At 41.5% G+C, this 11,873-nt stretch carries 7 protein-coding genes; 2 read left to right on the forward strand and 5 right to left on the reverse strand.

Features of this window, described 5'->3' with window-relative positions; translation table 11 throughout:
- Window positions 1–236 precede the first annotated feature (236 nt).
- Entirely contained in the window at window positions 237–2,435 is a 2,199-nt protein-coding gene (locus tag RMZ42_RS02875) for a CHASE2 domain-containing serine/threonine-protein kinase (RefSeq protein WP_322670048.1), read from the reverse strand.
- A 191-nt stretch (window positions 2,436–2,626) separates the two neighbouring features.
- On the reverse strand, window positions 2,627–2,911 hold the full coding sequence (locus RMZ42_RS02880; protein WP_322669974.1) for a hypothetical protein: 285 nt from the start codon (window positions 2,909–2,911) through the stop codon (window positions 2,627–2,629).
- A gap of 248 nt (window positions 2,912–3,159) precedes the next feature.
- Here RMZ42_RS02880 and RMZ42_RS02885 point away from each other — a divergent pair, with 248 nt between their 5' ends.
- Complete coding sequence (locus RMZ42_RS02885) at window positions 3,160–3,855, forward strand: GAF domain-containing protein (RefSeq protein WP_322669975.1); 696 nt, start codon at window positions 3,160–3,162, stop codon at window positions 3,853–3,855.
- Between the two features lie 148 nt (window positions 3,856–4,003).
- Window positions 4,004–7,843 (forward strand): PAS domain S-box protein, encoded by a 3,840-nt coding sequence (locus RMZ42_RS02890; RefSeq protein WP_322669976.1) that lies wholly within the window; start codon window positions 4,004–4,006, stop codon window positions 7,841–7,843.
- 276 nt (window positions 7,844–8,119) lie between these two features.
- Here the strand turns inward: RMZ42_RS02890 and RMZ42_RS02895 are convergent, their stop codons facing one another.
- The 3 genes from RMZ42_RS02895 to RMZ42_RS02905 form a co-directional block, all read right to left on the reverse strand.
- On the reverse strand, window positions 8,120–9,157 hold the full coding sequence (locus tag RMZ42_RS02895; protein WP_322669977.1) for an aliphatic sulfonate ABC transporter substrate-binding protein: 1,038 nt from the start codon (window positions 9,155–9,157) through the stop codon (window positions 8,120–8,122).
- A 213-nt stretch (window positions 9,158–9,370) separates the two neighbouring features.
- Entirely contained in the window at window positions 9,371–10,456 is a 1,086-nt protein-coding gene (locus RMZ42_RS02900) for a sulfonate ABC transporter substrate-binding protein (protein WP_322669978.1), read from the reverse strand.
- Window positions 10,457–10,546: 90 nt separating this feature from the next.
- Window positions 10,547–11,737 carry an aliphatic sulfonate ABC transporter substrate-binding protein gene (locus tag RMZ42_RS02905; protein ID WP_322669979.1) on the reverse strand — a complete coding sequence of 397 codons (1,191 nt, stop codon included), beginning with the start codon at window positions 11,735–11,737 and terminating at the stop codon, window positions 10,547–10,549.
- Window positions 11,738–11,873: the final 136 nt, after the last annotated feature.

Below are 11,873 nucleotides of genomic sequence, written 5' to 3' on the forward strand. Positions count from 1 at the left end.
TGACCTCTTTCCCAACCCCTCTTAGACACCTAGAGGGGAGCCAAAACCCTAATTTCTCGTTGCTCCTCTCTTTACCGTAGGAGAGGGAGGGAGAGGTCGATAGAACTCACGTTAATAATTAATATAAGTATAAACCCTTGAGATTACAGATAAAACCCCATCTGCGGGTTGCAAACCATTAATTTTTTGTATCGGCAAACGAAAGTATGTGTAGCCGCAATTTCTAATCGTCAGGGCTACATCCGTTTTAAATCTTGTAAAACTGCGGTGGCTGATTGATAGCGATCGCTAAAATGATAGCAAACCATTTTATCTAAAATTGCCGCTAATTCTTCACTTACTTGCACGGTTTGCCGCCAGATCGCATTACCCGTTTCTGGATCTGGGTGGAGTTCTTGCGGTGGTATCCCAGTTATCGCTTGAATAGCAATCATTCCTAAAGCATAGATGTCACTGCATAAGCGGGGATGACCGGCAAATTGTTCTGGAGGTGCATAACCCCGCGTCCCAATGGCTACTGTGGCTAATTCTGTTTGCTCGCTACTCGACGGTTGCATCAATTTGACAGCACCAAAGTCAATCAATACCAGTCGATTATTTTGAGCGCACCTAATAATATTAGTCGGTTTGAGATCGCGATGAATCACTCGATGTTGATGAACAAATTCTAGAACTTCTAAAACTTGTTTGAGCATTTCCATCACAAATGATTCGTTTTGCACATTTTGTACGGGTGGTAATTCTTCACTTAGGGTATGTCCCTCAATATATTGTTGAATTAAATAAAATTCTTGATTATCTTCAAAATAAGCAAGTAGTTCAGGAATCTGATGATGTTTACCCAAAATCTCTAAAATTTCAGCTTCACTATGAAACAACCTGCGGGCGACTTGCAAAAATCGTGTATCTTGACGGGCTGGCATTAACTTTTTAACTACACAAGTAGGATTACCGGGTCGTTGAGTATCCTGTGCTAAATAAGTCCGACCAAATCCACCAGCGCCGAGAGTTTGAGAGATTTTGTAGCGTCCACTCAAAAGCAAATCACCTGATTTTATTTCTGGTGAATCAACTGGAGGAGGAAAGTCAACAGACGAGTCGGGAATTGCTGTTTTATCTTCTAAGAGTATATTTAATTGGGCGATCGCTTCTTGTTGTTTTTCAACTTGCAGAACAATCACCTGAGTTTGCTGTTGATTTTGGTAGCTAGTATAAGCGATCGCACAGATACTACTGATCGCCAAAGCAAGAGCAGGAGGGATTAATGGCACCCATCCAGCTTGTAAAAACAAAGCAACGCAGATTACTACTAAGCCAAATAGAGTTATCCCTAACGCCACTAGCAAAAGCAGCGGATTTTGCCACCGCAATACTAAAACACCACCTAATAGCGACCAGCCCCACACCCAAATAAGTTCCACCCAGTTTGGCCAATACCAAATCAAGGGTCGCCCATCCAACACTGTACTGATAAGTTGACTTGCTATCTGTGCATGAATAAACAGAGCAGGCATTCTAGCTGGTTGATCTGGTAAAGCGCTGTAGGGCGTATAAAAGCCACTTGGAGGGATATTAGCCGCTGTAGTGCCAATAATTACCAGACGGTCTTTGAATAAACTGGGGTTGACTCGATCGCTAAGAACATCTGTGAGGCTTACTTGGTCGGCGAGGCTATTGGGGTGACGGTAGTTTAATAATATTTGATAGCCCTGTGCATCCAAATGTTGGTAGCCACCAGAATTAGGTTGTAAACGCCGGAACAGCATTTTACCTAATATAAAATCTCCTTTTTTCGTGAAATCGTATTCAATACCTTGCTTTTCTAGATAATTAATTGCAATTAATGCACCAAATGCAAATTGTGTTGTACATTTATTGTCTGTAGAGTTAGCAAATAATAAAGTGCGGCGGAGACTTTGGTCGTTTTCATTGTCAGCGACCACATCGCTAAACCCGACATTATCTATAGCGGCATTCGGCGGCGGGGGAATTTCATCTCTACCCAAACTGCTGAACAAACAGGTAGTGACAATGTTATCTTGATTTTGGAGATTAGCCGCCAAATTATTGTCTTCTGGTCGGAAAAGATATAAACCAACAATTCGCGGTTGATAAGACTCTATTTTCTTTAATAACTGATTGATTGTCCGATCTGATAGAGGCCATTTCTCGCGTTTGAGATCGTTATCAGTAATTTTTACTAGCACAATCCGCCGATCGGGTGCTTCTGATGGACGCGATCGCAACATCTGGTCATAAACTCTTAACTCCCAAGGCTGTAACCATTTGAGTTCCCGAACTCCCCAGATAAAGGCGGTAACTCCTATACTGGTCACAAAAATAATTTCTAGCCAACTTTTGCTCTTAGAAGTTTCACGGGAATCCTGAACTTTGACAAAAGGTACGCGGAGTTTTTCTAATAGTCCACTAATCACGGCGTTGAGGCGGTAGCCTGAATTGGGTAGATGTTGTCGGTACAAAAGTCAATTTTGGGAATCTAGGTTAAAAGTTAATTAACCTAAAGCTCCTATTAATGTAACAATTTACTTGTTAGTTAGAGATTTTGACGTATTCCTACTTTTAAAGCAAGCTTACGCCCAGCGTCAACCATAGAATCAGACAAGCCCTAATCATCTGTTTGAGATGTTTGAACATCTTCAACAGGATTGCTAATTGGCAAAGAAATCGGATTAGTAGATGGAGTTAGTGAATCTAACTGAGGTTGTTCAAGTGATGCTTCAATGCTGGAATCAGCAGTAGAGGAGCCGACAATTTTATCATAGTTAGAAGCAACAGCTAAAAAAGCGCCACCCAAAATATAGATAGGTAATGGCAGATTAAATTCTTGCAACCAGTCAAACAGTTCTGCTAAGGCAAACAGCACTAAAAAGCAAGCAAGCCAAACCTTCATATTCTTATCCCCTGAATTGAAACAATTCTATTACTAGCTTAAATAGCTTGCATCATAGTTGATGTAATACATAATCACCAACTTACAAGGTCTATAGCCGTAGATAGATGGAGTCAAAGTTATAGCAGATGCTATATTCCAATATTTAAGTAGGTGGGTGGAAAAATTTATTGTTGAAATGAGGCAGGAGGCAAAAGGGAAGAGAGTTTTAGCCTAGTTAATTTTTCTTCACATAATTTGATTTTATTATGCCGACTTACTTACTAGAAAAATTTACAGTAAATTTTGAGTATTTCTATCCAAAATGGCATCGCTGGTTGGAAAATTGCATTTATGCCTCAGAAAGTGGTGTATCAATCTTAATTAGAGATATTACTGAGTGCAAACGCAGCCAACAGCTTCTAACTGCACAGTATGCGATCGCTTACGTCCTTTCTGAGACAACTACGCTTGTGAATGGGGTTCTAGCTATTCTACAATCCTTGTGCGAAAGTTTAGGATGGCAAGCTGGTATTTTCTGGAGTGTAGACGATGAAGCTAATGTTGTACACCCCATGAGTACTTGGTATTCACCTGATTTGGAGAAAAAACCATTTAACCAGCACACAATTACTTTTAGTGAAGGTTTACCCGATCGGATTTGGGCAAGTGGTCAACCTGTTTGGATTTCAGAACCCGCCCAAGACGAGAATTTTTTTGCCACCGCGATCAGATTTCCGATTCGGTTGGGTAATAAAATCTTAGCTGCGCTCGAATTTTTCAGCGCTCAAATTTTAGAACCTGACACCAATTTACTCCAAATGATGAGTGCGATCGCCACTCAAATTGGTCAGTTCATTGAGCAGCAGCGAAGCTCGTCATTACTGCAAGAAAGTGAGAAAAAATATGTCAGATTTTTGAAATTCCAGGTGTCTCGATTGGAGAGGAAAATCTACCATTGTTAAATAGGTGGGTGGGAAAATTTATCGTTGAGATCGAGCAGGAGGGAAAAGAGTTTTAGCCTAGTTAATTTTTCTTTACATAGTTTGGTTTTATTGTGCCGACTTACTTAAAAATTTAATTGATAACCTGAAAGCTCGAGAGGTTACAGATTTGCGACAATATTTGGATGAACAGCAGCAAATAGAAGAAAATCTGCGTCATAGTGAAGCACGCTACCGCTCACTGGCAGAAGCAAGCGCATCCATCGTTTGGAGCGCCGGGCCTTGGGGCAACGTTGTTGACGAGATTCCGACTTGGGAGGCGTTCACTGGGCAAAGTCCCGAACAATACAAAGGATGGGGTTGGGTTGACGCACTACACCCAAATGACCGGACATCTGTAGCTGCCATTTGGAGACAGGCCTTTTTTGGACGCAGCGTTGCAGTTGCCGAGTATCGCGTTCTGCGGCATGACGGCGAATACCGTGACATGGCTATACGTGGTGTGCCCATACTTGACGAATCAGGCGAAATCCAGGAATGGGTAGGAATGTGCATGGATATCAGCGAACGCAAGCAAGCTGAGGCAGAACGCGAGCAACTGTTGGCGCTACTGAAAACAGAGCAGACTCGCTTGGTTGAAGCTAACGTTCTGCTTGATACCCTCTTTAATAACGCCCCTGTAGGTATTGGTCTATGGGATGAGAAATTGAGATACGTTCGCTTGAATGACGCTTTAGCTGAGATTAACGGTTTTCCTCAAGAAGCGCATATCGGTAAGACCGTCGCTCAAGTGCTACCTGGGGTAGATCCTGCGGTCATGGAAGCTTTACACCATGCGATCGAGACGGGAGAATCTATTACCCAAGAGACCAGTGGAGAGACACCCGCCGCACCTGGAAAGCAGCGGCACTGGTTGGTAAATTATTATCCGATTAAACTACCAAGTGATATTACTTGGGTGGGTGCAATCTGCCAAGAAATCACGGAGCGCAAGCAAGCAGAAGTCGAGCGGGAACATCTGTTTGAGCGAGAGCAAGCGGCTCGTGTTGAGGCTGAAACTGCCAAAGAACAAGTTACCAAGATTTTAGAGAGCATAACTGACGGCTTTCTTGCCTTTGATCGTGAGTGGCGCTTTACCTATCTCAATCATGAGGGAAGCAGAACTCTGGGGCGTTCCTGCGAGGATCTGCTCGGAAAAAATTTGTGGTCAGAGTTTCCAGAACTGGCTAATACTAGCTTTGGTCAACTTTATCTCAGCGCAGTTGCTCTAAAAATGCCGCTTGAGCTTGAAGATTATTACCCACCCTTTGATGCATGGTTTGCGGTTCGCGCTTATCCTTCAGCCACAGGGTTATCACTTCATTTCCGTAACGTTAATGTACGCAAGCAGGCAGAAGCAAAACTGCGCGAGAGTGAGGCGTGTTTTCGGCTGCTGGCTGAGAATTCAACTGATATTATTTCCCGCCAGACAGTAGATGGAATTCTTCTGTACATTTCACCAGCTTGCTACACAGTATTGGGGTATCAACCAGAGCAACTAGTCGGTCATCCCAGCCAGGAGTTAGTTCACCCAGACGATTTGGCAGAGATTGCCAGGAATTACCCAGTCAATGCCGATTTACCAGATATTTATACCGTTACTCACCGCGCTCGTCACAAAGACGGGCATTATATCTGGTTGGAAGCAACTATTCGAGCTATTCGCGATCGCCAAACTCAAGAAATTTTAGAGATACAAGCGTCTTCGCGAGATATCACTAAGCGCAAACAAGTGGAAGAGGAGCAGCGTTTCTTAGCTGAAGCTAGTGGGATTTTGGCTAGATCGTTGGACTACGAGACAACCCTAGCAGGTTTGGCACGTTTAGCAGTGCCGGAAATCGCTGATTGGTGCTTAGTTGATATTATTTGTGACAATCAATTAGTCCGCCGGCTTGCAACAGCCCATGCCAATCCAGAGAAACAAGAATTGGTCGAAGAGTTACAAAATTATCCGCCTGATTTGGCACAAACAGCAGGAGTTGCGAAGGTAATACGGACAGGCAAATCACAAATTACTCATTTTATTTCTGAGGAACAGCTCCAAGGGTTAACCCACAACGCCAGTCACTTCAAAATCCTGCAAGAACTAAATCCAACATCTGGTATGAGTGTACCGCTAATCGTTCGAGGACGAGTGCTGGGAGCGATGACTTTGGCATCTTCTTCAGGTCGTTTCTACGATAACAAAAGCCTGATGTTAGCTGAGGAGCTAGCTGGCCGAGCGGCGATCGCAGTTGATAATGCCCGACTCTACAGAGAAGCCCAGCAATCTCAACAGGCGGCTTTACGCGCAGCATCTCGCACTACCCGTCTGCAAGCAATTACCGCTGCCCTTTCTGAATCTTTAACTGCAACACAAGTTGTTGAAGTAATTGTGGAGCAAAGTATAGCAGCTTTGGGAGCTAGTTTTGTTTTTGTCGCACTACTGACTGAAAGCGGTACTGAATTAGAACTTGTCCGAACTGTTGGCGGACAACAAGAAATAGTAGATTCATGGCGTCGATTCTCGATTAATGCATCCGCGCCACTGGCAGAAGTTGTAAGAACTAAGCAGCCTATTTGGCAAGAGCCAACCGAAACAAGGATTGCTCGTTACTCAAATCTTGCCAAGGAGTATGCTCAGTCCAACTACGGCGCTTGGATTTCGATTCCATTGCTCATCGAGGGACAAGCTATTGGTGGAATGTCTCTAGCTTTTACCGAAATTCAGAAGTTTAATCAAGACGATCGAGCTTTTATGCTGGCACTAGCACAGCAGTGCGCACAAGCGATGGAACGTGCCCGTCTATACGAGGCAGAACAAACCGCCCGGAAAGTAGCAGAAAACGCCAACCGGATAAAAGATGAGTTTCTGGCAGTACTTTCTCATGAATTGCGATCGCCACTCAACCCAATTTTAGGTTGGTCAAAGCTACTCCAAACCAAAAAGCTTGATGAAAAGACAATTCCTCAAGCGCTGAAGACTATTGAGCGAAATGCGAAATTACAGGCTCAACTGATTGAAGATTTACTGGATATCTCCCGGATTTTACAAGGTAAAATCAGCTTGAATATCTACCCAGTCGATCTGACATCTGTGATTTCGGCAGCAATGGAGACAGTGCGGCTATCAGCAGAAGCTAAATCAATTGAGATGCACATTAGTCTGGAACCAAATTTGGGACAAGTTTTGGGAGACTCCAACCGATTGCAGCAAATTGTTTGGAACCTGCTTTCAAATGCGGTTAAGTTTACACCAGAAGGCGGACGGGTTGATATTCGACTATCATCATGTTCTAATGTCAACTCAGCACCCAGCACTCATAACTCAGCACTGATTCAAGTCAGCGACACAGGAAAAGGCATCGACCCCAATTTTCTGCCTTACGTGTTTGAATATTTTCGTCAAGAGAATAGCAGCACCACCAGAAAATTTGGTGGATTGGGGTTAGGATTAGCGATCGTCCGTCACTTAGTCGAATTGCATGGCGGGACAGTCCAAGTAGAAAGTGAGGGCGAAGATCGGGGGGCAACTTTTACTGTGAGACTACCGTTAATCCAAAATCAATTAGAGATTAAACAGGAGAGTAGCAATTCTGAGCCATCTTCAAATTTGAATGGCATCAAAATTTTAGTAGTGGATGATGATACAGATACGCGAGAATTTATTGTCTTCTTACTAGAGCAGTATGGGGCAAATGTGACAGCAGTAACATCAGCAAATGAAGCCCTAGCTACTTTAGCCCAATCCTTACCAGATATACTTTTAAGCGACATTGGGATGCCAGAAGTGGATGGCTGTATGTTTATGCGACAGTTGAGAACCTTGCCAGCAGAGCAGGGAGGAAAAATTCGCGCGATCGCCCTTACCGCCTATGCTGGAGAAATGAACGCTCAACAAGTGCTAAAAGCCGGATTTAACAAGCATATAGCCAAACCAGTAGAGCCAGCCGAATTAGTAGATGCGATCGCTAACTTAATCGCTGAATAAACCTGCCTCTACCTGTTCGCTATTACTTGATACAGTTAAAACTAATTGTCAGTTTTAAATCATATCTGTAAGAATATTTGCGATCGCTTGTTCCTTTCTTGGTTTTTACTTAACCAAACAATAGGCTTAACAAGTTAGTTGAGCAACTTGTTAAGCCCCTTGTTCAAGTTAGGCAAACTTCCGCTACAGTGTAATAGCTAGCCAAGTTAATAGCTGAATAAACCACAAATGACAAATGTGTAATAGCTGAATAAACCTGTCTCTACCTGTTTACCATTACTTGATATTATCAGGTATGCTCGCTTTATATTCTAGATCGGAAAGAATCCCTTGTTTGATATCAATCTTACGCGAGATGACTTTTTCATCAAAATAAAAATCAGCAACGCGCTGCTGTTCGGCAACGATCGCAGGTGTAATTTTTCTCAATTTATAAGTACGACGGCTTGCCACCTTTAGCGCAACTGCTGGATCTAATTTCTGTTCATCAACTAAAATTTTGGCATAATCGCTTGGTTTTTTTTCAGCCGCTTCTCCTACTTTCTGTGCTTCCTCTAAAAACACTCGCACCAATTGCGGATTTTGGGTGACAAATGCACGCCTGCCAATATAAAACCCGCCGAGAGTATTAATTCCTTTTGCATTTCTCAGATTACGAATCGGGGTAGTACTTTCTACAGCAGCTAAAAGCGGATCGCCACCCACCCAGGCGTCAGCCTTGCCTTGAATAAAGGCATCGCGGGCCTCAGTTGGAGTCAAAGCAACGATTTGAATATCGCTAATTTTTAATCCTACTTCTTTCAACGCTTTTGTTAGTAAATACTGTGCATTGGAACCTACCTGAAAAGCAATTTTCTTCCCTTTAAGATCGGCTACTTTCTTAATAGGAGAATTAGCTTTCACCACAATACCTTGGTTTGTACCATCGCTGGGCGTGCGTCCAGTAAGATAGACAACTTCAGGGATGAGGCCTGGGCGTGCGGCTTGGTCAAATATTGGAGGTGTCTCTCCCACATTACCGATATCCACTTTACCTTCATTCAGCGCTTTGATCAATTGCGGCCCTGCTGCGAATGGCCCAACCCAATTCACAGTTATACCCAATGCTTTGAAACGTGGCTCAACAGCTTTTTTAGACTTGACAATATCACCAGAACTTTGATAAGCCAAGTTAATTACTTTGGCAGGCACCGCTTGGGTGGTTTGTATAAGGCTACCAGCCAAGGGAGATAATAAAGTAAACAGTCCCAATGCAGAATATTGGACAACACGCTTTAAGACTGTACGGCGTTGTGGTTGAAATGATTTGTTCATCAGTTGTGATTTTCCTTGTAAGTTTTAACTTTTACGTTGTCAGTCTTACTTTCAAAAGCAAGTAAGATCATAGGAAGTTATTATTTAAACCTCCTAGAACACCAACTTATGGCAAAAGATTGAGATTCTGCTACTTAAACAAATCCCCTTGTACATTTAGTAAATTGGTATTCTAGTTTGTTTAAAAAAACAAACTTCATATTTGATTATTCTCTACTTTTCACTTATCAGTGTTGGTGGAGTAATAGCTGCATATTCTTGAGGCGTGAGTAATGCTTCTTTAACATCAATTTTTTTGGGTAAGATTTTTTCGTTATAGAACAAATCAGCAACATTTTGTTGAGCTTGCATTAGTTCTGGAGTAATTCCTTTTAGCCGATAAGTAGCACGGCTAGAAATTATTTCCTGAATAGGTAGATCAATTTTGAGTACAGGTGCTATGAGTTTCGCTACTTCTTTACGATTCGCTTCTGCCCATTCACCATTTTTCTCAATTTCTTCTAAAATGATCCGAACTAATTCGGGATTTTCCTTAGCAAATTCTCGTGTTCCTACATAGTATCCGCCTGGAGTCCCGATATTGGTTGCATCTCTCAGCACCCGCGCACCGTGGAGTTTTTCTACCAAAGCTAAATGAGGATCGCCAGTTACCCAAACTGGAATAGTGCCTTGAATAAATGCACCACGGGCTTCGACATTGGGCATACTCAAAACTTGAATATCACTATATTTTAAACCTACTTCTTTTAAAGCTTGGATGATAAAATAGTGAGAAGCAGAACCTTTTTGAAAGACTACTTTTTGACCTTTAATATCAGCTAATTTTTTAATTTGAGAGTTTTTCGGAACTGCGATCGCACTACCTTTACCTGAATTAGGCCCAAGTCTTCTGCCAGCCAAATAGATGATTCTTGCACCCGCAGCTTGAGCAAAGATGGGAGGCGTTTCTCCAACAGAGCCAATATCAATTTTGCCCACATTCATTGCTTCCATAAGTTGTGGCCCTTGAGCAAATTGTGACCACTCTACTTTCAAGCCCAAAGGCTCCAAACGTTTTTCTAAAACTCCTCTGACTCTAACTAAATCACCAGAGCTTTGATACCCTATTCGTAGTAGCTTTGTTTTAAAAGTTATAGTCTTAGCCCCTGCTGGCTCTGCTTTCGGAACGCTTCCTGCATTTGTGTTAGATACAGTTGATGTACAACTGATTAAAGTAGTAGATACTACAAAACCAGGTATTATAAATAAGGCGAATTGTTTGATTATTGTTGTCTTAGTTTTCACGAAAATATTAAACATTTTTGCACCTTAATTTTTGATTAACTACTGATTTAAAAGCATTAGCTAATAACGTAAATTTTTCAGTTTATGAAACTTGATTACAGTTATTTACTTATTAGATTTAATTGAATCCGGTGTGAATGCTGCATATTCTTCTGGAGTAAGTACTCCATCTTTGACATTAACCTTTTTTGGTAAAAGCCCTTGTGCATACCATAAATCAGCTATTTGTTGTTGTTTTTTAACAACTTCATCGGTGATAGGTAACAGACCATATACTGCTTTACTATGAATTGTTTTGAGAGTAGGTACATCAATACCAACTTCACTAGTCTCAAGTTCTGCTAACTTATCAATATTTTTCTGCGACCAATCTTCAGCTTTGATAAACTCCTCTAGAAAAACTTTGAGAATATCAGGATGCTCTTTAGCAAATTTACGTGAGGTAGTATAAAAGCTACCAATATCCTGAAGTCCTTGCCCATCTATTAATACACGACCAAGATTTTTTTGGACATTTCTGGTAATGTAAGGTTCCCAAATTACCCAAACATCAATTCCTCCCTGACTAAAAGCCACATTTGCATCTGGAGGTGGGAGAAAAAGAGATTTTACATCACTCAGTTTTAGTCCCTCTTTTTGTAATGCTTTTAATAAGACATAGTGAGCAATAGAGGCTTTTTGAAAAGAAACTTTTTTGCCTTTAAAGTCAGCAACACTTTTAATCGGAGAGTTTTTTGGTACTAAAAAAGAAACTCCTCTACCATTAAATCGAGTCGTTGCAATATACACAAGAGGTGTACCTGCGGCTTGAGCAAATATAGGTGGTGATTCAGCTGTGGCTGCGATGTCAAGGGAACCAGCATTTAACGCTTCTAAAGCTTGTGGCCCAGCAGCAAACTCTAGCCACTTGACAGTAAAATTCTTTGCCGCCAAACTTTTTTCTAGAGTTCCTTGCTTTCTCATCACTGCAAGAGAACCAAGCTTAGAAGAAACAACTCGTAACTCTTGTTTTTGGGGAGTATTAGAGACTGTTTTACTTTGAGATTGTGTACTAACTGGGGATAGTTGGTTTTGAGTATTTTTAGTTTCTTGACTACAACCAATTATGCTCATTGGTATAGTGAGAGTGCAAGCAGCAATTAATAAAGATATATGTTTAGGCTCAATTTTATATTTGGCTTCTATAAGTTTAGTATTTAGGCTAGATTCACATACTATCTTGGTATTTTTGATTTTTGATTGCAGAAATTTATTGCTAGACAAACTTAGCCTTTGCAAAGATTTGAAAAGCTCCATAATATTTTTCTAGTTAAATTTAATAATTTTCGTATTAGCGCTTTTAATGAGTGCTAATAACTCTGATTTTCAGTCTAGAGTTTATCAAGTTTGGTCTAAAAATAAAGTATTCATAAACACTTGTTTTTAACCAAAA

It is taken from the genome of Nostoc sp. DedQUE05 (genome assembly GCF_034530955.1).
In the GTDB taxonomy this organism is placed as follows: Bacteria; Cyanobacteriota; Cyanobacteriia; order Cyanobacteriales; family Nostocaceae; genus Nostoc.